Below are 24,523 nucleotides of genomic sequence, written 5' to 3' on the forward strand. Positions count from 1 at the left end.
GGCGAATTCGGGCAAGCCTTTGTCGCCTATTGCCTATCCGGCTGCCGCGCGCGCCGGACGCGGGCCGGGCTGCCGTGCCACGGCGCGCCCGGCGTTGGCTTTCCGCCGCCAGATACGGGCGTTTTGCGGGCTTTGTCCCGTCCGGTGCCGATTGCAGGGATGACACGCACAGCCACAGTTGCGATTCTTCGCGCTTGGCCCTAAATCATCCCGCATGAAGCGGAACATTCTCATTCACCCCGATCCCCGGCTCAAGAAGCTCTGCGATCCGGTCGCCGATCTGTCGGACGAGCTGCGGACCCTCGCGGACGACATGCTGGAAACCATGTATGACGCGCCCGGCATCGGCCTGGCCGCGCCGCAGATTGGCGTGCTCTCCCGCCTGATTGTGCTCGACTGTGTCAAGGGCGACAACGAAGCGCCGCGCCCGATGGTGATGTTCAATCCAAGGATCCTCGCGGCGTCGGACGAAGAGAACGTCTATGATGAGGGCTGCCTGTCGATCCCGGACCAATACGCCGAGGTGACGCGCCCCAAGGCGGTGGACGTCGAATGGATCGACCGCGACGGCAAATTGCAGACCGAAACCTTCGACGGGCTCTGGGCGACCTGTGTGCAGCACGAGATCGACCACCTCGATGGCAAGCTGTTCATTGATTACCTCAAGCCGCTGAAACGCCAGATGATCACCCGCAAGATGGTCAAGCTCAAGAAAGAGCTGGCGCGGGAGAAGGCGTGAGCGCTCTGGATATATTGACATGGCCCGATGCGCGACTGGCGCAAGTCTGTGCGCCGGTGGCCGACGCCGGAGATATTGCGAATTTGGCCGATGACATGTTTCAGATCATGTACCGGGCCCAGGGGCGTGGTCTTGCGGGGCCTCAAGTCGGGCTGATGCAGCGTGTCTTTGTGATGGATGCGGGCTGGAAAGTGGATAACTGGTCACCGCGGACTTGCATTAACCCGGAGATCATCGCGCGATCGAAGACCACGCAAATTGGCCCGGAGGGATGCCTGTCGATGCCCGGCGTGACGGCGCAGGTCACACGACATGAGATGATAACGCTCGGCTACATGGATCTTTGGGGGGATCGACAGTCTGTTGATTTGACCGGGGCGGAGGCGATCATAGCGCAGCATGAACTCGACCATCTCGATGGGGTGATGCATTTCGACCGTCTGGATGCGGCGGCGAAGGCGCTCCTTCTCGCGCAGTATGAGGGCCAGGCATGACGGTGCGGAGCTGCATTCCCTACCCCGACAAGCGCCTGAAGGCCGTGGCCGAGCCAGTGAGTGAGATCACCGACGCGGTTCGCGCGGTCTGGCAGGATATGATCGACACCATGGAGGCGATGCCCGGCGTCGGCATGGGGGCGCCACAGATCGGTGTGTTGCTGCGGCTTGCGGTTGTCGATGCGTCCGAGACCCGCGGAGAGGTCGTGCGCATGGCCAACCCGGAAATCCTGCATGCCAGCGTGAAACTGCGCGAGCACGAAGAGGCCTCGCCCAATCTGCCGGGCGTGTCGGCGGTGATCACACGGCCCAGGGCCGTGACAGTGCGCTTCATGGATGAGACCGGCGCTGTGGTGGAGCGCGATTTCGTCGGCCTCTGGGCCACATCGGTGCAGCACCAGATCGACCACCTTAACGGCAAACTCTACATTGACCACCTGAGCCGCATGAAGCGTGACATGCTGGTCAAGAAGTCGCGAAAGCTGCGCGGTGCGGGGTAAAACCCCGCCCTACGCCGTGTTGCGTGGATCGAGACGGAAGGCGCAGGGTCCGGCCTTGTGCGCCTTGTCTCTGCTTGCCACATAGATCCGGCGGCGCGCGGGTCCGTAGGGCGGGGCTGTGCCCCGCCTGTCTTGAGTATTTGAGAAGAGAAGAAGCAGGGGAGCGGCATCATGCGTCTGGTTTTCATGGGAAGTCCGGAGTTCTCCGTTCCGGTTCTTGATGCGCTGCATGCGGCGGGGCATGAGATCGTCTGTGTCTACTGCCAGCCGCCTCGTCCTGCGGGGCGCGGCAAGAAGGATCGCCCCACTCCGGTGCAGGCACGTGCAGAGACGCTGGGCCTGCCGGTGCGCCACCCGGTCTCCCTGAAGGGGGAGGCAGAGCAGTCTGAATTCGCCGCTTTGAACGCCGATGTGGCCGTGGTCGTGGCCTATGGTCTGATCCTGCCGCAGGCGATCCTCGATGCCCCCGCGCAGGGCTGCCTCAACATACACGCGAGCCTTTTGCCACGCTGGCGCGGGGCGGCGCCGATCCACCGCGCGATCATGGCTGGTGACGCGCAGACCGGCGTTTGCATCATGCGGATGGAGGCCGGGCTTGATACCGGCCCGGTGTTGCTTCGCGAAGCGCTGGACATTGGCGATGATGAGACCACCGGCGGGTTGCATGACCGGCTGAGCGCCCTCGGGGCGCGGCTGATTGGCGCGGCGCTGGATCGGCTCGACACTCTTTCGCCCGTGCCGCAGCCCGAAGACGGGGTCACCTATGCCGCCAAGATCGACAAGGCGGAAGCGGCGATCGACTGGAGCCGGCCCGCGCCCGAGGTCAGCCGCCAGATCCGTGGCCTGTCGCCCTTTCCCGGGGCCTGGACGCTGCATGGGGCGGATCGCCTCAAGTTGCTCGGTGCCCGCGTGACAGGGGGGCAGGGCACGCCGGGCACGGCGCTTGACGACGCATTCACCATTGCTTGCGGCACCGGGGCGGTGCAGGTTACCCGCGCACAACGTGCCGGGAAGGGGGCGCAGGACGTGGAGGTTTTCCTGCGCGGTCATCCCGTTCCCAAAGGCACAACCCTCGGAGGCTGACCACAGATGTTTCCCGTCCTTATCGGCACCGTCGTGATCGCGGGCATCGTCGGCTATGCCTCGGAGAAGTCCGGTTTCACCCACAATGGCATCCTGCAAAGCATCATCATCTGCATTGGCGGGGCCTTCCTTGCGTATTTCATTCGCCTGATGTTTGGCATCGGCTTTGGCTCGCCGGGGCTCAATGCCATCGCGTCGTCCATCGGCGCGCTGATCATCGTTCCGTTCCACTGGCGCAAGTGACTGCCGCAAAAGGATTTTGACACATGGGTGTACTCTGGCTGATCATCGTTGGCGCGGCGGCGGGATTTCTTGCGACGCGGTTCATGAACCTGCGGCTCGGCACCCTTGAAACCATCGGTGTTGGCATTGGCGGTGCGCTGATCGGCGGCCTCATCCTGCGGGTCCTGATGGCGCTGACCGGCGCGCTGGCGGGGCTTGTCGGTGCGGTCCTCGGGGCCATTTTGCTGCTCTGGATCATCAAGGCGATCCAGAACCGTTGATCGGCTGACCCCGCCTGCTGTGCGGCCCCGCGCAGGGGCTGCGCGCTCTGCGGGCTTTGTCCGGGTCGGGCAGGGCGCTACCTCTTGTGACAACAGACCACAGGAGGAGACCATGGGTCATCTGATCGACGGCGACTGGACCGTACAATCGCTGAAGGAACTCGCCGAGGGCGGCACCTTCAAACGCAAGGAATCCAGCTTTCGCAACTGGATAACCGAGGACGGCCGCGCCGGGCCCACCGGCGAAGGCGGGTTCAAGGCACAACCCGACCGCTACCATCTCTACGTCAGCCATGCCTGCCCCTGGGCGCACCGGGCCCTCGTGTTCCGCGCGCTCAAAGGGCTGGAAGAGATCATCCCGGTCAGTGTCGTCCACCCGGACATGCTCGACGACGGTTGGACCTTTGAGACCGACGGGCATGGCGCGACGGGGGACCGTCTCTATGATCTGCCCTTCCTGCGCGACATCTACGTCAAGTCCGATCCCGGTGTGACGAGCCGCGTCACCGTGCCGGTGCTCTGGGACAAGGAGCGCGAGGTCATCGTCTCGAACGAGAGCTCCGAGATCATCCGCATGTTCAACAGCGCCTTCGACGGCATCACCGGCAACACGGATGACTACTGGCCCGAGGAGCTGCGCGAGGCAATCGAGCCGGTGAACGCCCGTATCTACGACACGGTGAACAATGGCGTCTACAAGAGCGGCTTTGCCACGACGCAGGCCGCCTATGAGGACGCCGTCTATCCCCTCTTTGACACGCTGGACTGGATCGAGGACCGGCTGCAGGCAAACCGCTATCTCATGGGCGCGCGCCTGACGGAGGCGGACTGGCGCTTGTTCACCACGCTCATCCGCTTTGACACGGTCTATCACGGCCACTTCAAGTGCAACCGCAACCGCATCGTCGATTTTCCCAATATCTCAGGCTACTTGCGCGAGCTCTACCAATGGCCGGGTGTCGCCGGGACCGTGAATTTCGCTCATATCTCCAGGCATTATCACTATAGCCACGAGAGCGTGAACCCGCATCGTATCGTTCCCATCGGTCCCGAGCTGAACCTGACCGCCGCGCATGGGCGCGACGCGCTCAAGGCTGCCTGATCAGGCGCGCACCGACGCCTGCCCGTAATGGTCGGCCATGGCTGCCAGATCGGCGGGCGCCGTGGCGCTGGTGACAAAGGCGCAGGCGTTGGCGCAATGGGCGAAAATCGAGCCGTCGGAAAAGAAGTTCGTGTTGGTGACGAAAATCACCTGCGCATCCGGCTGACGATAGCTGGCGTAATCGGACACCGACAGGGCACTGCCCTGATCCAGAACGAGATCGAGGATGATGACCTTGAAGGTGATCTCGCGCAGCAGTTCGAAGGCCTCGTCATCGCTGGACGCGACCCAGACCTGACGCCCGAGTCGTTCCAGATGACGCTGCCAAAGCAGCGCCAACTCTGAATTGCTCTCGACAATCAAGACCATGGAGTAATGCTCCCACCGCAGGACTAAGATTTAGATTAAACGCACGTTTTCAAGTCGGACACTCTGCTTGAAGTCTGAATAAAAAGTTAACGTGGTGGTAAATTTAGTGAACAAAATGTGAACCCATTCAGGAAATACTCTGTTCTGCTGCTTGCCCATGTCAGATGCACTGATAGTGTGCCGCCAACATCAGAGCGAAGGGGAGGTCCCATGCAGGTTTTTGGCTTGGTTTCGGCGGTGGCGATGGCGCTTTTTGGCGCGAGCGCGGCGCAGGCGCAGGATGTGCCCTGTGGTGGCAGCTTTTCCGCCTTCAAGGAGGGCCTCGTGCAGGAGGCCGTGTCCCTCGGACATTCCGAACAAACCGCGCGGCAGTTCCTCTCGTCCGCGACCCAGGCGCAGAGCGTGCTCAAGGCCGATCAGCGCCAGGGCATCTTTCAGGACCCGTTCATCACCTTCTCGCGCAAGCTGATCTCGCAAAGCCGCCTCGACAAGGGCCGGCAAATGTCGGATCGCTACGACGCGGTGTTCGACCGGATCGAACAGGACTACGGCATCTCGCGCGGCGTCTTGCTGGCCTTCTGGGCCTTCGAGACCGATTACGGTGCGTTTCAGGGCGATTTCAACACGCTCAATGCGCTGGTGACGCTGGCCCACGATTGCCGCCGCCCCGAAATTTTCCGCCCGCAGATCTTTGCCGCGATGACGCTCTATGAGCATGGCGACTTCGATCCCCGCACCACCACCGGCGCCTGGGCGGGCGAGATCGGCATGGTTCAGATGCTGCCCAAGGATATCCTCGAAAACGGGGTGGACGGCGATGGCGACGGGCATGTGATGCTCAAGACCTCCGCGCCCGATGCTCTGATGTCCGGGGCCAAGATGCTCAGCCACCTCGGCTGGCGCTATGGCGAGCCATGGCTGCAGGAAATCCGCCTGCCGGAGAATTTCGACTGGTCGATGACCGGACTTCAGACCGAAAAAAGCGTGGCCGAATGGGAGCAACTCGGCGTGCGCGCCCGTGACGGGCAGCTGGACGATGGCCGCCTGCTGGCCTCGATCATATTGCCGCAGGGCAGGGGCGGTCCAAAGTTCCTCGCCTACCCGAATTTCCGCGTCTATTTCGAGTGGAACCAGAGTTTCACCTATGTGCTCACCGCCGCCTATTTCGGCACGCGCTTGACGGGGGCGCCGGTCTATGACGCGGGAAACCCGGAGCCGGGTCTCGAAGGTGCCCAGATGAAGGAATTGCAGCGCAAGCTCGCGGCCCATGGCCATGATGTCGGCGAGATCGACGGCATCCTGGGCGCCGGGACGCGGGCAGCGGTGCGCAGCATGCAGGCCGAGCTGGGCTTGCCGGTGGACGGCTGGCCAACACAGGCGCTGTTGAACAGGCTGTAACGATCGTGGGAATCGGGGGCGGACGTTCGACGCCGGAGGCGGACGCTGATGACGGGACCGGACCGGTTTCCGGGAAAGACATCGGTTCGAGGCGCAGGGGGCGCAGAAAGGCAGCGCCTGGGCCCGCCCCCCTCACGTCCTGACGGGTTTTGGAACCATCCCCCGGCATCGGGCGTTTCCGGCCCATGACGCCGCGTACAGCTCTCATTCCCCCCCGCGTGGCCCCGGCGCGCGCAGTCGCCGGCCGCGCATCATCAGCGGTCAGGGTCTGATCCGATGTCCCAGACGCATGCCTATGTCTTTCCGCCGAATGCCGGGATGCCCAACAATCCGGTCTTGCCCGTGCTTCTGCAGACAGCCGCCTTCGTGCCGGAGAGCGCGCAGGCTACATGCGCCCGGATGGAACGCAATGGCTGGGCCGGCACATGGGTCTGGACCGTCTTCGACTTTCACCACTACCATCCCGACGCACATGAGGCGCTGGCCGTGGCGTCGGGCACGGCCCGCCTGTTGATCGGAGGTCCGCAGGGCACGGCCTTCACGATGGCCGCGGGCGATCTGCTGATCCTGCCTGCGGGCACCGGCCACTGCCGCCTTGAACAGGATGACGCCTTTCAGATCTGCGGGGCCTATCCGCCGGGGCAAGAATCCTTCACAACCCGCAGGCTCGAAGATGCCCGCCCGGAGGATGCCGGGTTGATTGCCGCGACGCCCTTGCCCGGCAGCGATCCGATCGCGGGGGCCAATGGTCCGCTCACCCGGTTCTGGTCGGCACTCTGATCGCTGCGCAGCCTGTCGTAGGGCGGGGCTGTGCCCCGCACCGCCTCAGGCGATGATCTCGAATTTCATCACATCGACCATGCCCCGGTCGGTAATCTTCAGGGCGGGGATCACCGGCAGCGCAAGGAATGCCAGTTGCAGGAACGGCTCTTCCAGTGTCACCCCAAGCGATTTCGCCGCCTCCCGGAGCAGAACCAGCTGATCGCGCACCGCCTCGAACGGCTCCAGCGACATCAGCCCCGCCACCGGCAATGCCAGCTCCGCCAGCACCCTGCCGCCCGAGGCCACCACAAAGCCGCCCTCGATCTCGCCGAGCCGGTTTGCCGCCAGCGCCATATCGTCATAATCCACTCCGACGCAGGCGATATTGTGGTGATCGTGGCAGACCGTGGAGGCAATCGCCCCCGCCTTCAGCCCGAACCCCTTCACGAACCCCGTCGCGATATTGCCGTTCTTGCCATGGCGCTCGACCACGGCAATCCGCACCAGATCGCGGGACACATCGGGCCGCTTGTCGCCATCCTCGATGGCAATCTCCTCGTGCAGGTGATCGGTGAGGATCTGACCCTCGCGAATGCCGATCACATCGGTCGCGGTCTTGTTGCCGCCGGACCGGAAATCCTGCCCGGACACCTTTGGGGCCTTCACCGATCCCCGCCCGACTGGCGCCACGCTCTGCCGCGCCGCAAAGGCCGCATCGCTCACCCGGACACCGCCGGCCCAGACCATCGCCGCATGGCAGCCCTCAAGGCTGTCCACCGCCACGATATCCGCCCGCTTGCCCGGCGCGATCATGCCGCGATCCTTCAGCCCAAAGGCCTCCGCCGCCGACAGCGATGCCGCGCGATAGGCCGCCAAAGGCGCGGTTCCCAAACGGATCATCTCGCGGATCATGTAATCGAGATGCCCATGCTCGCCGATATCGAGCGGATTGCGGTCGTCGGTGCACAGGCACATATACGGCGCTGTGCGCTCATCCAGCAGCGGCCGCAGCGCATGCATGTCCTTTGAAACCGATCCCTCCCGGATCAGCACCCGCATACCCTTGCGCAGCTTTTCCAGCGCCTCCTCGGGCGATGTCGCCTCATGCTCCGTCCTGATTCCCGCCGCCACATAGGCATTGAGATCCTTGCCCGACAGCAGCGGGCAGTGCCCGTCGATATGCCCGCCCTCGAACAGCCGCAGCTTGTCCATGGCCGCCGGGTCGCGGTGGATCACACCGGGATAGTTCATGAATTCAGCCAGCCCCAGACCGGAGGGATCGCCCATCAACCCGGCAATATCCGCCGCCAGCAATTCTGCCCCGGCCGTCTCCATATGCGTTGAGGGGACGCAGGACGACAGCTGCACCTTGATGTCCATCAGCGTATGCCGGGAGGCCTCCTGAAAATACCGCACCCCGGCGGCGCCGATCACATTGGCAATTTCATGCGGATCGCAGATCGCCGTTGTCACCCCGCGCGGCACAACGCAGCGGTCAAACTCGAATGGCGTGACCAAAGACGACTCGATGTGCAAATGCGTGTCGATAAAGCCGGGGACAAGGATCAGCCCGCTGACATCCACAACCTCGCGCCCCTCATAATGGTCCAGCGTTCCGACGATGGTCCCGCCGCAAATCGCCACGTCCCCGTCGAGCAAGTCTCCGGTGATCAGGTCGAGCATCCGCCCGCCGCGCAACACCACGTCCGCCAACTCATCCCCGCGCCCCTGCGCGATGCGCTGTTCCAGATCGGCCATGCTCAAACCCCTTCGGCTGTTTCCCCGCATCCTGCCACAGCCCCCCGCCATGAGCGAGAGGGCGCGGCGGCAAACCCGGCGGCATACCGGCAAACGCCCGCACCTTGCCAAAACCTGCTGCGCCAATCCCATGGCCCGCCCGCAGAACATGCGTTACCACTGGGGTATGCCGGAATCGGTCTGCAATGCGCCGCTTTCAAGCCGCGACTGTTGCAAATCGTCCGAAAAGATGTTCATTGACTCATCAGTCAATAAAAACAGGGAGCTTTCCATGATCCGCACCACCACTTCGGCGCTTGCCCTCAGTCTTGCCGCCTCTGCCGCCTTTGCCGAGTGTTCCAGCGTCACCTTCTCCGATGTGGGCTGGACCGACATCACCGCCACCACCGCCGCGACCACCGTCGTGCTCGACGCGCTCGGCTATGAGACCGACATCAAGGTGCTCTCCGTGCCGGTGACCTATACATCCATGGCGAAGGGCGACATCGACATCTTCCTTGGCAACTGGATGCCGACCATGGAAGCGGACATCGCGCCCTACCGCGAGGCTGGCACCGTCGACACCGTCCGCGCCAACCTTGAAGGCGCGAAGTACACGCTGGCCACCAACGCCGCCGGCGCTGAAATGGGCATCACCGACTTCTCCAAGATCGCCGAAGCCGGTGACGCGCTGGAGCAGACCATTTACGGCATCGAGCCGGGCAATGACGGCAACCGCCTCATCATGGACATGATCGAAGCGGATGCCTTTGGTCTGAAGGACTTCGAGGTCAAGGAAAGCTCCGAACAGGGCATGCTGGCCCAAGTCGGCCGCGCCGACGGCAAGGGTGAACCGGTGGTCTTCCTCGCGTGGGAGCCGCACCCGATGAACGCCAACTATGACCTGACCTATCTGACCGGCGGTGACGACTACTTCGGCCCCGACCTCGGCGGCGCGACGGTCTACACCAACACCCGCGCGGGCTATGTCGAGGAATGCGCCAACGTCGGCGCTCTGCTGACCAACCTCGAATTCTCCCTCGCCATGGAAAACGAGATCATGGGCGCGATCCTTGACGACGGCGAGGACCCGCAGGACGCGGCCAGGGCGTGGCTGCAGGCCAACACCGACGTGCTCGACGGCTGGCTGCAGGGCGTGACCACGCTCGACGGTGGCGATGCCAAGGCCGCCGTGCTGAGCGCGCTCGAAGGCTGAGCCCTTCTCGCCGCAATAAATCCAAAGGGGCAGGGCGCAGGCTTTGCCCCTTTTTCGTATCGCACCCGCTTTGCGCAGCAGGCTTTACTATTCGGTGCGAAACGGGTGACCTGCTGGGGAAAACGGCACAATCGGATTTATTTTGACTGTCCAATCAATTAAAATAACTCAACTACGAACTGACAAAGGGGACGCGTGTGGACTGGTTGACTGATCACAAATTACCGGTGGGGGACGCCGCCGAAGCGCTCTTTGGCTGGCTTCAAACCAATGGCGCGGTCATCTTCGACGGCATGGCCGTTGTCATGGAGGCGTTGATCGACGGCACGCTCTGGGTGTTGCAGACGCCGCCGGAATTGCTTGTCATCGCTCTGTTTGTTCTCGCCACATGGCTCTTGCACCGCGACTGGAAAACCCCGGCGCTGGTCGCGGCGGGATTTCTCTTCATCCTCAATCAGGGATATTGGGAGGAAACCACCGAAAGCCTGACGCTCGTGCTCTCGGCCTGCGTGGTCTGTATGGGAATCGGTGTCCCGATCGGCATCGCAGCCGCGCATAGACCCAAGCTTTACGCATGGATGCGTCCGGTGCTCGACCTGATGCAGACCCTGCCGACCTTTGTCTACCTGATCCCGGCCATCGTGTTCTTTGGCATCGGCATGGTGCCGGGGCTCATCGCCACGGTGATCTTCGTCGTGCCCGCGCCCATCCGGCTTACACACCTCGGCATTTCCTCGACGCCGCAGGCCCTGATCGAAGCGGCGGACGCCTTTGGCGCGACGCCCTCGCAGAAACTCTGGAAGGTGGAACTGCCCTCGGCCCTGCCGCAAATCATGGCAGGCCTGAACCAGACCATCATGCTCTCGCTCTCCATGGTCGTCATTGCCGCGCTGGTCGGCGCCGATGGCCTCGGCGTGCCGGTCGTGCGCGCGCTCAACCGCGTCGATACCGGCCTTGGTTTCGAAGCGGGCCTCATCATCGTCGTGGTGGCCATCATGCTCGACCGCGCCCTGCGCTGGGGAGATGCAAAATGACCGCTGTCCGTTTCGACAATGTCTCCATCATGTTCGGTGATCACCCCGAACAGGCCCTGCCGCTGGCTGACAAGGGCCAAAGCCGCCCCGAGATTCAGGAGGCCACCGGGCAGGTGCTCGGTGTGCATGATTGCACGCTTGAGGTCGAGGAGGGCGAGATCCTCGTACTCATGGGGCTTTCCGGCTCAGGCAAGTCAACCCTGCTGCGCGCGGTGAACGGGCTGAACCCGGTTGTGCGCGGCAAGGTCGAGGTCAATGACGGTTCCGGCATGGTCGACATCACCCATTGCGACGCCAACACCCTGCGGTCGATGCGGCAGTCGCGGATTGCCATGGTGTTCCAGCAATTCGGCCTGCTGCCGTGGCGCACCGTGCGCGAGAACGTCCGCTTCCCGCTGGAACTTGGCAAGGGCAACCTGGCCGATGGCGTCTCTGCCGCGGAGGCCCCGGCCACGGCCATCGACCTCGTCGGCCTTTCCGGCTGGGAGGACCGCAAGGTCGGCGAGCTTTCGGGCGGCATGCAGCAACGCGTCGGCCTTGCCCGCGCCTTCGTGACCGAAGCGCCGATCCTGCTCATGGACGAGCCGTTCTCCGCGCTCGACCCGCTTATCCGCACCCGGCTTCAGGACGAGCTTCTGGACCTGCAAAGCAAACTCAAACGGACGATCATCTTCGTCAGCCACGACCTCGACGAGGCGTTCAAACTGGGCAACCGCATCGCCATCATGGATGGCGGGCGCATTGTGCAGCTTGGCACTCCGCGCGACATCTTTTCCAATCCGGCCTCCGACTACGTGGCGGAGTTCGTGGCCAACATGAACCCGCTTGGCGTGCTCACTGCGCGGGATGTCATGGTCGATGGTGCGGGCGGGCGCGGGGTCGGCCCGGAAACCCCGATCCGCGACATCATCCCGATGCTGAAGGACGGCCCGCTGAGCGTGACTGAGGGCGACGCGGTGCTGGGGCAGGTGACCGCCGCGAGCGTTCTGGCGCGTATGGTGCAATAGCAACCCAGGGGTTTCGGCCAGCTTGCGCTGGCCGATGTGCAAAGGGGGCGCTGCCCCCTCTTGGCCTTCGGCCAATTCACCCCCGAGGTATTTCAGGACCAAAGACAAGCAGGGCAGTGCCGGACTGATAGCCGGGCAGGCTGCCTTTCAAAACAAACCCCGCCGCGGCTGTACCGGGCGGGGTTCTTTTTTGCCTTGGGCCAAGGCCCGGGTGCGTCAGCCTCAGGCGGCGAGCGCGCCTTTTGCCTGATCAACGATGGCGTTGAATGCGGCCGGCTCGTGCACGGCCAGATCGGCGAGCACCTTGCGGTCAACTTCGATGCCGGCCAGGTTCAGGCCGTTGATGAACTTGGAATACGTCAGCGCTTCGTCATGCGCGCGGACGGCAGCGTTGATACGCTGGATCCACAGGGCGCGGAAGTTGCGCTTGCGGTTCTTCCGGTCGCGGGTGGCGTACTGGTTCGCCTTGTCGACGGCCTGGGCTGCCACCTTGAAGGTGTTCTTGCGACGGCCGTAGTAGCCTTTCGCTGCCTTGATGACCTTCTTGTGACGCGCGTGTGTGACGGTTCCGCCTTTTACTCGGGACATATCAAAACCTCCTGATTAGCGGTCGTAGGGCATATAGCCCTTGACGATCTTGGCGTCGGGGGCCGACAGGGTGGTCGTGCCGCGCGCGTCGCGGATGAATTTCTTGTGGCGCTTGATCATGCCGTGGCGTTTGCCGGCCTGACCTGCCATCACTTTCCCGGTCGCAGTGACCTTGAAGCGCTTTTTGGCGCTCGACTTCGTCTTCATCTTGGGCATTTCGATCTCCTTCTTCGTCGCGCGACTCGGCATGCCTCTTTGGCCGGCCACGCGGTGGAACGCGCCGTATAGGCGGGGATCATGGCTTTGACAAGGGGGATTCTGTCGGAGCCGCGCCGCCGGACGCAGCCCCCTTAAATCAGGTCGCCGATCACGTGGTAGACGATGTTTGGCAGGTCGCTCAGGCGGTAGCCGCCTTCCTTTTTCTGGATGGCATAAACCATGAGCCCGCCAGCGACGATCACCACCACCGCAGCCGCGCGCGGCGCCCGGTTTTCGGAGAAGGCCGAAACCATGGCCGGGATTGCCAGCACGGCCAGAACCATGCCGACAACCAATGTCGTATCCGCATCCATTCCGGTCTCCTGTTCAACGCTGTGAACAGGTTACTCCGGATCGGTGCTATAGATCAAACGCTCGTCGCAAGGTGCCACGCGCAGGATGTTTGTGCTGCCCGGCACGTTGAACGGCACGCCGGCGGTTACGACGATCTGATCGTGCTCCTCTGCGAACCCATGCTTGCGCGCGGCCCGCGCGGCATTCACCACCGCCTGCTTGAAGCGCTCCAGCTCGCCGGTCATCACGGTCATCGTGCCCCAGTGCAGGGACAAACGCCGCGCGGTGCCCCGCAGCGAGGTCATGGCGATGATCGGCACCCGGGGCCGTTCGCGCCCGACAAGCGCAGCTGTCGTCCCCGAAGAGGTGAAGCAGCAGATCGCCTTGATGTCCGTCGTCTCCGCAATCTCGCGTGCCGCGGCCACGATGCCATCAGCGACCGAAACCCGCTTGGCGTGCCGCGAGGCTTCGAGGATCTCGGTATAGGTCGGATCGCTCTCCACCTCGATGGCGACGTTGTTCATCGTCGTCACGGCTTCGATCGGATACTGCCCTGCCGCCGATTCCGCCGACAACATGATTGCATCCGTGCCTTCGTAAATGGCCGTGGCCACGTCCGAAACCTCGGCGCGCGTCGGCATCGGCGATTCGATCATCGATTCGAGCATCTGAGTCGCCACGATCACCGGCTTCGCCGCCGCGCGACACTTGCGCACCAGGCGCTTCTGGATCGGTGGCACGTTCTGCACGGGCAGTTCCACGCCAAGATCGCCGCGCGCAACCATGATCCCGTCCGAGACCGCCATGATCTCGTCAAAGGCTTCCACGGCGGCGGGCTTTTCGATCTTGGACACAAGCGCGGCGCGGCCCCCGGCCAATTCGCGCGCCTCTTCCACGTCCTCGGGACGCTGCACGAAGCTCAGCGCCAGCCAGTCGACGCCCAGCGAACAGACGAATTCAAGATCCTTGCGATCCTTGTCCGACAGCGCCGCCAGCGGCAGGACCACGTCGGGCACGTTCACGCCCTTGCGGTTCGAAATCGTCCCGCCGGCCAGCACCGTGCAATTGGCGAAATCCGCGCCACATTCCTCCACCCGCAGGCGAATCTTGCCATCGTTGACAAGAAGATGCGAGCCAACCTTCAGCGCCTGGAAAATCTCCGGATGCGGCAGGTTCACGCGCTTGTGCGTACCCGGCGTGGTGTCGAGATCGAGACGGAACGTCTCGCCCCACTCCAGCTCTTCCTCGCCATTGGCAAACTCGCCGACGCGCAGTTTCGGCCCCTGCAGGTCCGCAAGAATAGCGATCGGACTGTCGAGATCCTTCTCGACCTGGCGGATGATGCGATGCTTCTCCGCGATTTCCTCATGCTTTCCGTGGCTCATGTTCAACCGGAACACATCGGCCCCGGCTTCATGCAGCGCACGGATCATTTCATAGGTGGAACTCGCCGGTCCCAGCGTCGCGACGATCTTGACGTTGCGATCTCGTTTCATTGTCTCTCTCCTGGCGCGGCAGTCTGACTATATCGTGGCGGAGCCTTTGCGGACCTTGAGCGGCCCAGCTTCCGTAAGGGTCGCGTTACCGCTAACACGCGCGGCCTATTCCCGCAATTCCCTTTGCTTCTCATCTGTCCTATCTGTTGCATGCAAGAGATAAAGAGATCATGACTTATCATCCATACCACATCGAAGGCGAAAACCGCGACAGCCGGTGGCTGATCACCTGTGATCACGCGGCAAACACCGTTCCGCCAGACATCGGCGAGAGCCTCGGCCTGCATGCCTCCGACATGATGCGTCACATCGCCTATGATCCGGGGGCCGCCGGTGTCGCCCGCGCCCTTGGACGGGCGCTGAATGCGCCGGTCCTGTTGTCGAATTTCTCCCGCCTCGTCATTGACCCGAACCGGGGAGAGGACGACCCGACCTTGCTGATGAAGCTTTACGACGGCTCCATCATTCCGGCCAACCGTCACGCCGATGCGGCGGAGAAGGAACGCCGCCTCGATGCCTACTACCGACCGTACCACGCGGCCTATGCGCGGCTTGCCGGGCGGCGCACGGATACCGCCATCGTCGCCATGCACAGCTTCACCCGCCAGTTGCGCGGCCGCCCGCCGCGACCTTGGCACATCGGCATCCTGCATGCCTGGGACCGGCGGCTCTCCGACCCCTTCATTGCGCGCCTGGAGGCCGAGCCGGACCTCAGCGTTGGCCGCAATCAGCCATACCCGGGGCATCTGCCGGGCGACGCGATTGATCGCCACGCCCTGCACTATGGGCGCAACAACACGTTGATCGAGGTCCGCAATGACCTCATCCGCTCCGAAGCGACGCAAGACCTCTGGGGCCAGCGAATGGCGCCAATGCTGGAACAGGCTCTTGCGCAGGTTCCGGACTGACATAGCTCAGGCACGTAAACAGGAGATAAACCGATGGACGAAAAGACCCGCACCGAGATCGAGGCCGCCGCCTTCCGCCGCCTGCGCAAGCATCTGATGGAGGATCGCCCGGACGTGCAGAACATCGACCTGATGAACCTTGCCGGCTTCTGCCGCAACTGCCTGTCGCGCTGGTATCAGGAGGCCGCCAACGACCGCGGCATCGACATGGACAAGGCCGAGGCGCGCGAGATCTACTACGGCATGCCCTACGACGACTGGAAAGCCCGGAGCCAGACGGCTGCCTCGCCGGAGAAACAGGCCGCCTTCGAGCAGGCCTTCAAGGAAAACGTCACCGATAAGTCGTGAGACCCGGGGTGGGGCGGTGCCGCCCCGCCTGCGACATTTGCGCGCGTTAACCGCCGTCTCCCCGGATCGCGGGGCCAACCCGGCAGTTCCGGCGATTTCACGGTGCCGCCTTTCGGGTTTTGTACCAAACGCGCTCCGAATCGTACCAAACTCTGGTTAATGGCCTTTGCGGAGTGGTTAACGTCTGTCACAGCCTTGGTGCTGCGGCACGCCGGGGCCCCAGATCTTGTGGCTATCGGTGGTCTGCGCCGCGTTAACCGTGCCGCACGGTCTCTTAAGCATGACTGCCGCGCGGTCGGGTTAACGTCGGGCGAGAAAGGCCAGACGCACAAAGGCCCGCTCAACAAGCGCCATGGCCGGGGCCTTCTGTCCCGCCGAGCGCAGCGCGAGATCCGTATCCATGAACAACTCCAAGGCCTCTTCCAACCGCGCCACTCGCCAGCCCTGTGCCTGCCGCAGCATCCGGTCCCGGCGCGGACCGAAAATCGGCGGGCGCAGACGCCCGATCCCCTGTGCCGGACCGCCCGGCGCGGAGGCCAGCGCAAACAACGTCCGGAAGTGCCGGGCGCCCATGATGAGCAGCGTGACGGGGGCCACGCCCTGCGCCGTCAACCGCTGCATCACTGGCGCGATGTCGGTCGTGCGCCCTTCGGCAAGTACATGAAATATCTCATCCATTTCGGCCTCTATGGAGGCGGGTGCCATCAGGTCGACCTCCTCCGGCGTCAATGGCTGAGCGTCGTCCAGCTTGTAGAGGGCAATCTTCTCCAGCGTCTGCCGAAAGTCTCCGGGGGTCAGGCTCCGGGCCAGTTCCTCCAGCGCTGCCACCGCCTCGCGCGGCACCTCTTTCAGCCCCGCCCGACCCAGCTCGGCTTCGATCTCCGCCTGGCCCATCGGGTCATTGTAAAGCGCGGCTGACATGGCCTTCCGACTGCTTTCAAAGACTTTCCGCAGCGCCGATTTCGCCGTCAGTTGCCCGGCGGTCACGACGATCTGCGCATCGCCGTCCTGCCAATCGTCCAACGCCGCCTGAATGGTCTTCGAAAGCCCATCCGACGCCTCCTCCACCAACACCGCGCGCGGCCCGGGAAAAAAGCCCTGCGCCTTGACCGCATCGAGCAACATGGCCGGTTCCTTGCGCAGCTCCGCGCCGGGAATCCGCGCCAGCCGCATCTCCTCTTCTGCGCCCGGTCCGGTGATGTTGCCGATCACTTCCTGCCGCTTCATGGCGACGCGCATAGTGTCCTCGCCAAAGATCAGCAGCCCCGCGACCGATGGGTCTGGGCGTGCGAAAAAGGCGTTTGCGTCCCGAGGGTTAAGCTTCATCCGGCAAATCGTAGGCTTGCAGGATCAGCTTGTCTATCACCTGGTCGGCGAGCAGGATCATCAACCGCTCCGTGGCGTCGCGCTCTGCCGCCAGCGTCGCGACGGTCGAGCCTGTCGTCGAATAGCCGGAGAAGGCGTCAGTCTTGCCGTCCAGCAGGATCGCCCCGGTGCCCGTGTCCCGGAGCGCATAGCGCGCCCGGCCAAGCAGGCGATAGCGCGTGGTATTGCCCGTTGTGGTGCTGCCGAGGGATTGCTGATCAACGGACTTCGACACGCTGAGGGTGTAAGGCGCGGCGCCGGGGCGGCCCATGCGCTCCTCAAAACGGCGGTTGAAGATGTAGTCGCCCGGACTTTCGGGTGCATCGACGGCCACCTTGCCGAGCAGGCGATTGCCGGTCCCGCCCGGTCCGTAGACCGGGGTGAACCCGCAGGCGCTCAGCCCGGCAAAGCTCAGAGAAGAAAGGAGAAACTGTCTTCTAGACAACCACATTGACGATCCGCCCCGGCACCACGATCAGCTTTTTCGGCTGGCCCCCGTCGAGGGCCTTCACCACAGCTTCGTGCGCCAGCGCCAGCTTTTCAACCTCTTCCTTCGGCAGATCCTTTGGCACCGCGATCTCGCCGCGACGTTTGCCGTTGACCTGAATGGGCAGGGTCACGGTGTCCTCGACCAGCATCGCCTCATCCGCCTTCGGCCAATCGGCCTTGGCGATCAGCCCCTCACCGCCCAGCAGTTGCCAGATTTCCTCCGCAAGGTGCGGCGTCATCGGGGCCATAAGCTGGGCGAGGGCTTTCGCCGCGAAGGTCTTGGCCTCGGTCCCGGCGCGGGACTTCGACAGCGTGTTTGTAAAGCCGTAAAGCTTTGCAATCGCTGCGTTAAAGCCGAAGCTTTCAACGCCCATGGTCACGTCATGGATGGTCTTGTGCGTCTCTTTGAGAAGCGCCTCGTCCTCATTCGTCGGCGGCACATCCGCACCCGCGATCTCGGTCGCCATACGGAAGACGCGGGCGAGATGCTTGTTCGCGGCCTCGGCCCCGGCGGCGGTCCACTCCACGTCGCGCTCCGGCGGGCTGTCGGAGAGCACGAACCAGCGGGCGGTGTCTGCGCCGTAGGCCCGGATGATCTCCACAGGGTCGACGACGTTGTTCTTCGACTTCGACATCTTGGCGGAGGGGATGATCTCCACCTCGGTGCCGTCCTGCAGGAAGCCCTTGCCGTCGCGAAGCTCCACACTTTCGGGGTAGTGATAGACCGGTCGGCCATCCGCACCCTTTGTCTGATAAATCGCGTGGGTCACCATGCCTTGCGTGAACAGCGCATTGAACGGTTCCGCCGCACTTGTGGGCAGGTGGCCGGTCTGGATCATGCCGCGCGCAAAGAAGCGCGAATAGAGCAGATGCAAAATCGCGTGCTCGATGCCGCCGATGTATTGATCGACGTTCATCCAGTATTCGGCCTCGGCCATATCCGTCGGCGTCTCGGCGCGCGGCGCGGTGAATCGGGCATAATACCAGGACGAATCGACGAAAGTGTCCATCGTGTCCGTCTCGCGCTGCGCTGGCTTGCCACAGGACGGGCAGGTGCAATCGCGCCACGTCGGATGACGGTCGAGCGGGTTGCCGGGGATATCGAAAGCCACATCGTCCGGAAGCTCAACCGGCAGGTTCTCTTTCTTCTCCGGCACCACGCCGCAGGTCTCGCAATGCACAACCGGGATCGGGCAGCCCCAGTAGCGCTGACGCGACAGGCCCCAATCGCGCAGGCGGTATTTTGTCACGCCCTGGCCGACGCCATTCTTTTCGCAAAAGTCGATGGTCGCCTCGACGCCCTGATCGCCGGTCTGGATCTCTTCACCCGCAACAAGACGGGTGTAGCGGACCTTTTCCGATTTGGCGGGAACATAGGGCGCGGCCTGGATGTCATGCTCGCCATCCACCGGCAGGAAGGTGTCGATGATCGGCAGGTCATATTTGGTGCAGAAATCATGGTCGCGCTGGTCATGACCGGGGCAGCCGAAGATCGCGCCGGTGCCATAATCCATCAGGATGAAGTTCGCGATATAGACCGGCAGTTCCCACGCCGTATCAAAGGGATGGCGCACAGTGATCCCTGTGTCGTAGCCCAGCTTTTCGGCCTTTTCGATGGCCTCGGCGGTGGTGCCGCCTTTGCGCATCTCGGCGAGAACCTCCGCGACGGCAGGGTTGTCCTGCTCCAACTGCTTGGCAAGCGGGTGGTCGGGGGAGATGCCGACAAAGGACGCGCCCATGAGCGTGTCGGGGCGGGTTGTATAGACTTCGATCCTGTCGAACCCTTCCGGCGCGTCGACGGTGCTGAAGGCAAACTGAAGTCCGCGCGAGCGCCCGATCCAGTTCTCCTGCATCAGCCGCACCTTGGCGGGCCAGTCGTCGAGCGTGTCGAGCGCGTCAAGAAGCTCTCCGCTCATGTCGGAGATCTTGAAGAACCACTGCGTCAGTTCCTTGCGCTCCACCGGCGCGCCGGAGCGCCAGCCGCAGCCGTCGATGACCTGCTCGTTGGCCAGCACCGTCATGTCCACCGGATCCCAGTTGACCACGGCGTTCTTGCGATAGACCAACCCCTCTTCGAGGAAGTCGATGAACAGTGCCTGCTGCTGGCCGTAGTACTCCGGATCACAGGTGGCAAACATGCGCGACCAATCGAGCCCAAAGCCCAGAGGCTTCATCTGGCTGACCATCGTGTCGATGTTGTCGTAGGTCCATGTTTTCGGATGCCCGCCGGAGGCCATCGCGGCGTTCTCTGCCGGCATGCCAAAGGCGTCGAAGCCCATGGGGTGCAGCACGTTGTGCCCGGTGGCGAGCTTGTAGCGCGCGATCACGTCGCCCATGGTGTAATTGCGCACGTGGCCGATGTGGATGCGCCCGGACGGGTAGGGGAACATCTCCAGCACGTAGTACTTGGGCTTGTCCTCGGTGCGGGTGGCCTTGAAGGTCTCGGCCTCTTCCCAGGCGGCTTGCCATTTCGGCTCGATCGATGCGGGGTCGTAACGGGACATGCGGAAATCCTCTGACGGGCAGGTTTGCCCGGTCTGATAGGGTTTTGCGCGAGAGTCGTCCAGTGCCGGGCCGCCTTGGGTGGCTTTATTCGGACCGCTGCCGCACGGCCCGCAGCAACTTGCGTTTGGTTTGCGAGACGAGGTCATCGGGAAGCCCACTGCGGTTGAGGGCAAGGAAAACCGGCTCCAGACCGAGATCGGGACGCTGGTTCATGGCCTTTAGCGGAAGAACGCGCTTTGAGGCAGGCAGGTCCAGAAGCTGATAGATCGGAGACATCAAGCCCTCCGGCATGGTCTTCAAATCCTCCAGAGCGTGGGTGACAACGCGTCCTGTCCGCAAACTGTCCCTCACCGCTGCGACACTGTTCGGCAGCATCGCCGCGCGGGCGGCCTCGTCCCGATATTCTTCCAGAGAGGTCGCAAACCGGGTGCTGCGCAGGTGTTGCCACCACAGGCTTTCAATCCAGTGATCCGGGGCACGGGTCGAAAGGTAGATCGTCAGATCCAGAACATCGCCAAACCGTTTTCGCGCGGCGGTCTCAAACGCGCCCATCACGATGGGCAACGCACTGTAATCAGCAACCCCGGCTCGCCCGGGCATGGCTCCGGCGATATCCTCGGTTGCGATGATCATGGGTGTCGAACGCTCCTCCAGATTTGACAGCCACGCGGCGCAAGAGGACGAAAACAGGTCCAAACTCGCCGAATCGCGCCGGATCGAAAAGCGTCGTGCGGCTTTCACCATCGGCAGGATGTCGTCGCGCAGGAAAATCGTCACGTGGTCCGACAGGGCCTCGCGATTCTTGAGCAGCGTCGCCTGCACCGTCGAGGTGCCGGTTTTGTGAAATCCGGCATGAATGATCAGCTGCATGCGGGCATCCCTTCATCTGGATCGGGGGTCAGACAATCGCGCCGGCAGGACTGGCGCAAGTCCAGGTCGCGGCCAAAGCCAATCCGTATTGGCCAAACCCGGGCACCCGTGGCAAGAATGACAAAAATGTCCGAGGCCGTGCATCCATGAAAATCCTGCTGATTCATCAGAACTTTCCAGGGCAGTACAAACACCTCGCCCCGGCTCTTGCGGCGCAGGGGCACGAGGTTGTGGCGCTGACCTGCAAGGTCAAGGAAGCGCAGACGTGGAAGGGTGTGCGGATCATTCCTTATGCGGTAAAGGGCAACAGCACGCAGGGCATCCACCCGTGGCTGACGGATTTCGAAACCAAGCTGCTGCGCGCCACCTCCTGCTATCGCGGCGCCATGGGGTTGAAGGGACAGGGATTCGAGCCGGATGTGATCTGCGCGCACCATGGCTGGGGCGAGTCGATGTTTCTCAAGGATGTCTGGCCGCAGGCGCGGTTGGGGCTTTATTGCGAACTTTATCACCTGACCACGACGCCCTTCATGAATTTCGATCCCGAGTTCCCGACCCGGAACCCGGAGGCGGATGCCCTGCGGATTCGCATGAAGAACCTGAACAACCGCCTGCATGAAGAGATCATGGACGCGGGCATCTCGCCTACGCGCTTTCAGGCCGGAAGCTTTCCGACGGAATGGCAGGACCGGATTACCGTGGCACATGACGGGGTGGATACGGACCTTGTCGTTCCCGACGCGGATGCGCGCCTGATGGTGCGCGATACCGTGACATTGAGCCGACAGGACGAGGTGATCACCTTCATCAACCGTAATCTGGAACCATACAGGGGCTATCACGTCTTCATGCGGGCGCTGCCGGACATCCTGCGCCAGCGACCGAATGCCCATGTGGTGCTGATCGGCGGGGATGAGGTGAGTTATGGCTCGAAGCCGCCGAAGGGGCAGAGCTGGAAGCAGATCTTCATCGACGAAGTTCAGGACCGCATCCCGGCGGAGGACTGGAACAGGGTGCATTTCCTCGGACGTGTGCCCTATGCGGTGTATCTGTCGATGCTGCAGGTCAGCACCGTGCATGTCTACCTGACCTATCCGTTCGTGCTGTCATGGTCGCTGCTGGAGGCGATGAGCGCGCAATGCGCGATTCTCGCGTCGGGAACGGCGCCGGTGCGCGAAGTGTTGACAGAGGGGGAGACCGGCCAAATGGTCGATTTCTTCGACCGAGAGGCGCTGGTCGAGCGACTCTGCGCGCTGCTTGATGATCCGCAGACTCGCGAACGGCTGGGCCTGGGGGCCCGGGCTTTCGTTCGAGAAAACTACGACCTGAAGACCATCTGCCTGCCGCAGCATCTGGACTGGGTCGAGCAGCTTGCGGGATTGGAGCCGCGCGCGGTGCGCGACTGACCAAGAAAAAGGCGGGGTAATAACCCCGCCCTACGGACTGTCGCGACAATTCCGGCTGTCTCTTACAACCTGCTGTCCTGCGCGCGCAGCTGACGGGCGCGGGTGAGGATGGCATCCTCGATGGCGCGGACCGTCTCGGCGGCGGCCGGACCGTTGCGCGTCATCAGCGCCACGTTCAGAGACCGCGCATCAAGCGCCGGGTCGTTGACGTAGATCGTCGCGCGATAGGCGCGGCCGCCGCCCGGCGGCGTGCCAAAGCCGGTGATGATCACGCCGGTAAACGGGTCCACGGATTGCACCGGCAGGAAGTCAAGCGTCTCAAGCGAGGCATTCCAGATGTACTTGTTCACCTGGCCAAGCTGCCCCTGATCCGGACGGGCGCGGAAAATGTCCCAGATGGTGCTGCGCGGGCGGCCGCGGTCACCGTAGACATATTGATCATTCACTTCATCGGGGTCGGCGGATTCGACCGGCTGCACAGGCCGATTGCCGAAAACGCTACACCCGGACTGGACCAACAGTGCCGTCGCGAGCCCAATGCCAAGTGCCAGACGTTTAATATTCATTTGCAGCCTCCTGCCGAATTCCCGGTTTTTCCCTGAATACTCGCGGCGCGCCTAGGCGGCAAGCCGTCAATGCCGGTAGAGCGTGGTGCGCCGCCTCTGCAGGCCAGTATAAATGGATTCGCCTGCGCGCGATTGCGAAGGCCCGCCGAAAAGTGCAAGGGGCTGAATGCCGCCATATCGCGCCCACCCGTTGATATTGGCGGATTTCTGCGCACGACGGGCCGCATTTCCGGGGTGGGGAAATCTCTTGTGGCAATTGCGCATCACTGATCTGCTTGTTGCCGGGATGATTTTTGGATCGCTTGCAAAGAGCGGGTCTCAGGGCGCATAGAACATCACATCAACGCCGGGCAACCCGGTTTGGTACGTGCCTTTGAACACATGAGGGAAACAATGAAAAAGATTCTGTTCGCGACCACCGCATTGGTTGCTACCGCGGGCGCAGCATCGGCAGAGATCGCTCTGACCGGCTGGGCCGAAATGGGTGTCCTTGGCGGTTCCCGCTACGGCGACAACACACAGTTCCACACCGACATCGACGTCACCTTCACCATGTCCGGTGAAGCAGACAACGGTCTGACCTTCGGTGCCAACATCGACCTCGACGAATCCGACGGCTCCGGCATGTCCGGTACGCCCACGGTCTGCACCACCGCAACCGCAGGCGTTGACCTGAACGGCGGCGGCATCATCGGCGTTGGCGACGACTACATCCAGTCCTGCATCGCCGGCACCGCCGGTACCGCAATGGGCGCTTCCGGCGCGTTCGGCAACACCACCCAGGGCGGCGAAGTGATCTTCGTTTCCTACGGCAACGCCAAGCTCTCCATGGGCGACGTTGACGGTGCGTTCGACGCAGCCATGCAGGAAGTCAACATCGGTGGTTCCATCGACGACTCCGAAACCATCCACACCGGTTTCTCCGGCAACGCCGGCCTCGACGGCACCTACGACGGTCAGATCGCTCAGTTCGAGTACAGCTTCAACAGCTTCACCGCGTATCTGTCGGCTGAAATCGACGACACCGGCACCTTTGACCCGGTTTGGGGTATTGGTTTCCGTTACTCCGCTGACCTCGCCGGTCTCGACCTCGGCGTTGGCCTCGGTTACCAGACCGTTGACTTCGGTGCAGGCCTCGACAGCTCCATCTGGGGTATCAGCCTCGACACCACGTTCAACAACGGCATCCAGGCCCGCGTGAACTACTCTGACTTCCAGAGCGACGTTGCTGTTGACTACACGCACGCCGCAATCGGCCTGGGCTACACCATGAACGCCCTGACCATCGGCTTCAACTACGGTAAGTACGACTTCGCGGGCAACGCAGAGTCCAAAGGCTACGGCCTCGCAGTTGACTACGATCTGGGTGGCGGTCTCGAAGCACAGTTCGGCTACGGCTACTCCGAAGTGTCCGTCGGCGGCGCGACCGCAGACGCAGACACCTTCTCCCTGGGTCTGAAAATGGACTTCTAAGTCCCTTTCAGCC

Annotated in this window: 27 protein-coding genes; 16 read left to right on the forward strand and 11 right to left on the reverse strand. The window is 63.0% G+C overall.

Annotated elements, in window-relative coordinates; translation table 11 throughout:
- Positions 1 to 214: 214 nt before the first annotated feature.
- The 7 genes from def (ACN2XU_RS00895) to ACN2XU_RS00925 all read left to right on the forward strand — a co-directional run bounded on the left by def (ACN2XU_RS00895) (position 215) and on the right by ACN2XU_RS00925 (position 4,421).
- On the forward strand, positions 215 to 739 hold the full coding sequence (def, locus tag ACN2XU_RS00895; protein ID WP_419408494.1) for a peptide deformylase: 525 nt from the start codon (positions 215 to 217) through the stop codon (positions 737 to 739).
- Positions 736 to 1,233 (forward strand): peptide deformylase, encoded by a 498-nt coding sequence (gene def / locus ACN2XU_RS00900; protein ID WP_419408495.1) that lies wholly within the window; start codon positions 736 to 738, stop codon positions 1,231 to 1,233. The genes def (ACN2XU_RS00895) and def (ACN2XU_RS00900) overlap by 4 nt, the downstream gene beginning before the upstream one ends.
- Positions 1,230 to 1,733: a peptide deformylase gene (def, locus tag ACN2XU_RS00905; protein ID WP_419408496.1), complete on the forward strand. Its 504-nt coding sequence runs from the start codon at positions 1,230 to 1,232 to the stop codon at positions 1,731 to 1,733. Before def (ACN2XU_RS00900) ends, def (ACN2XU_RS00905) begins: the two co-directional genes overlap by 4 nt.
- A 171-nt stretch (positions 1,734 to 1,904) precedes the next feature.
- Positions 1,905 to 2,816 carry a methionyl-tRNA formyltransferase gene (gene fmt / locus ACN2XU_RS00910; RefSeq protein WP_419408497.1) on the forward strand — a complete coding sequence of 304 codons (912 nt, stop codon included), beginning with the start codon at positions 1,905 to 1,907 and terminating at the stop codon, positions 2,814 to 2,816.
- A gap of 6 nt (positions 2,817 to 2,822) precedes the next feature.
- A complete protein-coding gene (locus tag ACN2XU_RS00915; RefSeq protein ID WP_419408498.1) occupies positions 2,823 to 3,059 on the forward strand; it encodes a hypothetical protein in 237 nt (78 codons plus the stop codon).
- A gap of 23 nt (positions 3,060 to 3,082) precedes the next feature.
- Positions 3,083 to 3,319, forward strand: coding sequence for a GlsB/YeaQ/YmgE family stress response membrane protein (locus ACN2XU_RS00920; protein ID WP_419408499.1), 237 nt, complete (start codon positions 3,083 to 3,085; stop codon positions 3,317 to 3,319).
- Positions 3,320 to 3,431: 112 nt separating this feature from the next.
- Positions 3,432 to 4,421, forward strand: coding sequence for a glutathione S-transferase family protein (locus tag ACN2XU_RS00925; protein WP_419408500.1), 990 nt, complete (start codon positions 3,432 to 3,434; stop codon positions 4,419 to 4,421).
- Here the strand turns inward: ACN2XU_RS00925 and ACN2XU_RS00930 are convergent, their stop codons facing one another.
- A complete protein-coding gene (locus tag ACN2XU_RS00930) occupies positions 4,422 to 4,790 on the reverse strand; it encodes a response regulator transcription factor (RefSeq protein WP_419408501.1) in 369 nt (122 codons plus the stop codon).
- A 210-nt stretch (positions 4,791 to 5,000) separates the two neighbouring features.
- Between ACN2XU_RS00930 and ACN2XU_RS00935 the strand changes: the two genes are divergently transcribed.
- Both ACN2XU_RS00935 and ACN2XU_RS00940 read left to right on the forward strand, forming a co-directional pair.
- Entirely contained in the window at positions 5,001 to 6,188 is a 1,188-nt protein-coding gene (locus tag ACN2XU_RS00935) for a lytic murein transglycosylase (protein ID WP_419408502.1), read from the forward strand.
- Positions 6,189 to 6,464: 276 nt separating this feature from the next.
- Positions 6,465 to 6,968 (forward strand): cupin domain-containing protein, encoded by a 504-nt coding sequence (locus ACN2XU_RS00940; RefSeq protein WP_419408503.1) that lies wholly within the window; start codon positions 6,465 to 6,467, stop codon positions 6,966 to 6,968.
- Between the two features lie 45 nt (positions 6,969 to 7,013).
- On the opposite strand, the gene ade is transcribed toward ACN2XU_RS00940, so the two are convergent.
- The gene (gene ade, locus ACN2XU_RS00945) at positions 7,014 to 8,708 is read right to left on the reverse strand and encodes an adenine deaminase (RefSeq protein ID WP_419408504.1); all 1,695 of its coding nucleotides are present in this window, start codon (positions 8,706 to 8,708) and stop codon (positions 7,014 to 7,016) included.
- Between the two features lie 271 nt (positions 8,709 to 8,979).
- On the opposite strand from ade, the gene choX reads away from it, so the two are divergent.
- The 3 genes from choX to choV all read left to right on the forward strand — a co-directional run bounded on the left by choX (position 8,980) and on the right by choV (position 11,944).
- Complete coding sequence (gene choX / locus ACN2XU_RS00950; protein WP_419408505.1) at positions 8,980 to 9,903, forward strand: choline ABC transporter substrate-binding protein; 924 nt, start codon at positions 8,980 to 8,982, stop codon at positions 9,901 to 9,903.
- Between the two features lie 197 nt (positions 9,904 to 10,100).
- A complete protein-coding gene (choW, locus tag ACN2XU_RS00955; RefSeq protein ID WP_419408506.1) occupies positions 10,101 to 10,937 on the forward strand; it encodes a choline ABC transporter permease subunit in 837 nt (278 codons plus the stop codon).
- Positions 10,934 to 11,944 (forward strand): choline ABC transporter ATP-binding protein, encoded by a 1,011-nt coding sequence (gene choV / locus ACN2XU_RS00960; protein ID WP_419408507.1) that lies wholly within the window; start codon positions 10,934 to 10,936, stop codon positions 11,942 to 11,944. The genes choW and choV overlap by 4 nt, the downstream gene beginning before the upstream one ends.
- A 222-nt stretch (positions 11,945 to 12,166) precedes the next feature.
- On the opposite strand, the gene rplT is transcribed toward choV, so the two are convergent.
- The 4 genes from rplT to pyk form a co-directional block, all read right to left on the reverse strand.
- Positions 12,167 to 12,532: a 50S ribosomal protein L20 gene (gene rplT / locus ACN2XU_RS00965; protein WP_419408508.1), complete on the reverse strand. Its 366-nt coding sequence runs from the start codon at positions 12,530 to 12,532 to the stop codon at positions 12,167 to 12,169.
- A 15-nt stretch (positions 12,533 to 12,547) separates the two neighbouring features.
- Positions 12,548 to 12,748: a 50S ribosomal protein L35 gene (gene rpmI / locus ACN2XU_RS00970; RefSeq protein WP_209360579.1), complete on the reverse strand. Its 201-nt coding sequence runs from the start codon at positions 12,746 to 12,748 to the stop codon at positions 12,548 to 12,550.
- Positions 12,749 to 12,882: 134 nt separating this feature from the next.
- Positions 12,883 to 13,104 (reverse strand): hypothetical protein, encoded by a 222-nt coding sequence (locus ACN2XU_RS00975; protein WP_419408509.1) that lies wholly within the window; start codon positions 13,102 to 13,104, stop codon positions 12,883 to 12,885.
- A gap of 30 nt (positions 13,105 to 13,134) precedes the next feature.
- Positions 13,135 to 14,580 (reverse strand): pyruvate kinase, encoded by a 1,446-nt coding sequence (gene pyk / locus ACN2XU_RS00980; RefSeq protein ID WP_419408510.1) that lies wholly within the window; start codon positions 14,578 to 14,580, stop codon positions 13,135 to 13,137.
- Between the two features lie 170 nt (positions 14,581 to 14,750).
- Here pyk and ACN2XU_RS00985 point away from each other — a divergent pair, with 170 nt between their 5' ends.
- Both ACN2XU_RS00985 and ACN2XU_RS00990 read left to right on the forward strand, forming a co-directional pair.
- Positions 14,751 to 15,488, forward strand: a complete 738-nt coding sequence (locus ACN2XU_RS00985; RefSeq protein ID WP_419408511.1) for an N-formylglutamate amidohydrolase — start codon at positions 14,751 to 14,753, stop codon at positions 15,486 to 15,488.
- Positions 15,489 to 15,521: 33 nt separating this feature from the next.
- A complete protein-coding gene (locus ACN2XU_RS00990) occupies positions 15,522 to 15,836 on the forward strand; it encodes a DUF1244 domain-containing protein (RefSeq protein WP_419408512.1) in 315 nt (104 codons plus the stop codon).
- 300 nt (positions 15,837 to 16,136) lie between these two features.
- On the opposite strand, the gene holA is transcribed toward ACN2XU_RS00990, so the two are convergent.
- From holA to ACN2XU_RS01010, 4 genes are all read right to left on the reverse strand, one after another.
- Positions 16,137 to 17,162 carry a DNA polymerase III subunit delta gene (gene holA / locus ACN2XU_RS00995; RefSeq protein ID WP_419408513.1) on the reverse strand — a complete coding sequence of 342 codons (1,026 nt, stop codon included), beginning with the start codon at positions 17,160 to 17,162 and terminating at the stop codon, positions 16,137 to 16,139.
- Positions 17,152 to 17,652, reverse strand: coding sequence for an LPS assembly lipoprotein LptE (lptE, locus tag ACN2XU_RS01000; protein WP_419408514.1), 501 nt, complete (start codon positions 17,650 to 17,652; stop codon positions 17,152 to 17,154). The genes holA and lptE overlap by 11 nt, the downstream gene beginning before the upstream one ends.
- Positions 17,639 to 20,194 carry a leucine--tRNA ligase gene (gene leuS, locus ACN2XU_RS01005; protein ID WP_419408515.1) on the reverse strand — a complete coding sequence of 852 codons (2,556 nt, stop codon included), beginning with the start codon at positions 20,192 to 20,194 and terminating at the stop codon, positions 17,639 to 17,641. The genes lptE and leuS overlap by 14 nt, the downstream gene beginning before the upstream one ends.
- An 85-nt stretch (positions 20,195 to 20,279) precedes the next feature.
- On the reverse strand, positions 20,280 to 21,065 hold the full coding sequence (locus tag ACN2XU_RS01010) for a hypothetical protein (protein ID WP_419408516.1): 786 nt from the start codon (positions 21,063 to 21,065) through the stop codon (positions 20,280 to 20,282).
- Positions 21,066 to 21,211: 146 nt separating this feature from the next.
- Here ACN2XU_RS01010 and ACN2XU_RS01015 point away from each other — a divergent pair, with 146 nt between their 5' ends.
- Positions 21,212 to 22,471, forward strand: a complete 1,260-nt coding sequence (locus tag ACN2XU_RS01015; RefSeq protein WP_419408517.1) for a glycosyltransferase — start codon at positions 21,212 to 21,214, stop codon at positions 22,469 to 22,471.
- 62 nt (positions 22,472 to 22,533) lie between these two features.
- On the opposite strand, the gene ACN2XU_RS01020 is transcribed toward ACN2XU_RS01015, so the two are convergent.
- Complete coding sequence (locus ACN2XU_RS01020; protein ID WP_419408518.1) at positions 22,534 to 23,037, reverse strand: DUF3576 domain-containing protein; 504 nt, start codon at positions 23,035 to 23,037, stop codon at positions 22,534 to 22,536.
- A 393-nt stretch (positions 23,038 to 23,430) separates the two neighbouring features.
- On the opposite strand from ACN2XU_RS01020, the gene ACN2XU_RS01025 reads away from it, so the two are divergent.
- Positions 23,431 to 24,510: a porin gene (locus ACN2XU_RS01025; RefSeq protein WP_419408519.1), complete on the forward strand. Its 1,080-nt coding sequence runs from the start codon at positions 23,431 to 23,433 to the stop codon at positions 24,508 to 24,510.
- Positions 24,511 to 24,523 lie beyond the last annotated feature (13 nt).

The sequence above is a fragment of the Pacificoceanicola niger genome (genome assembly GCF_048553275.1).
Taxonomy (GTDB): domain Bacteria; phylum Pseudomonadota; class Alphaproteobacteria; order Rhodobacterales; family Rhodobacteraceae; genus Pacificoceanicola.